Raw genomic sequence first — 1,112 nt, 5'->3', positions numbered from 1 at the left:
CCTGAAAAAGAAATATCATTTATACATGATGCAAACACTGATAAAGCTAAAGATGAACTATTTTCAAAGGTTCGCTCTGGTGAAGTTAGGGTGCTCCTTGGCTCTACTCCAAAGATGGGAGCTGGAACAAATGTCCAGGATAAATTAATAGCTATTCATGATTTAGATGTTCCCTATCGTCCTTCGGACTTAGAACAAAGAGCTGGAAGAATAATAAGGCCTGGTAATAAAAATGAAGAAGTAAATATATTTAGATATGTTACAGAAAAAACCTTTGATGCATATATCTACCAGCTTGTAGAAAACAAACAACGCTTTATATCCCAGATAATGACTAATAAAACTCCAGTTAGAGTAGCTGAAGATATTGATGAAGCTACGTTGTCTTATGCAGAAATTAAAGCACTTGCCGCAGGCAATCCAGAAATAAAAGAGAAAATGACCCTTGATGTTGACGTAGCTAAACTTAAAATGCTTAAAGCTAATCACCTTAGTCAAAAGTTTAGACTTGAGGATATGCTTGTAAAAGTCTACCCTCAAAAAATAACTAGACTTCAAGATGAACTAATTAAGTATGATAAAGACTTGTCTTCATATGAAAGCCATATAAAGAATAAGGAAAGTGGAATATTTGAGATAATACTTGATGGAAAGGTTTATACAGATAAAGAAAGTGCAGGAGAAAAAATTAAAGAATTATCCAGAAAAGGAACTACTGAACCTACTAAAATAGGTTTATATGGGAATTTTGAACTTCTAACAAACTTTGATATGCTAACTAGAGAATACCATCTAGTGCTTAAAAATGAGCTTTCCTACCCTACTACACTTGGAGCAGATCCCATAGGAAATATAACTAGACTTGATAATGCACTTAATAGAATGATTGAACGAAAGGATAAAACAAAGGCTGACCTAGATGATACCTTCACTCAAATTGAAAATGCAAAACAAGAAATAGATAAACCTTTCAAATATGAAGATACTCTTAAAGAAAAAGAATCAAGATTAGCAGAGCTTAATGCAATCTTAGATATGGAAAACAATGCTCCTAGTCAAGACCTTGAAAATGAAGAAATCACAAAGGAAAAAGACTTAGATAATGACGGAGT

At 33.0% G+C, this 1,112-nt stretch carries 1 protein-coding gene; it reads left to right on the top strand.

Annotation, left to right across the window (positions count from 1 at the left end; genetic code table 11):
* A partial coding sequence (locus tag J2Z35_RS14635; RefSeq protein ID WP_245330939.1) for a helicase C-terminal domain-containing protein occupies positions 1–1,112 on the top strand: 1,112 nt, incomplete at both ends.

The sequence above is a fragment of the Acetoanaerobium pronyense genome, from assembly GCF_017874355.1.
Taxonomy (GTDB): Bacteria; Bacillota; Clostridia; order Peptostreptococcales; family Filifactoraceae; genus Acetoanaerobium; species Acetoanaerobium pronyense.
This window is presented reverse-complemented; position numbering and strand designations above follow the sequence as displayed.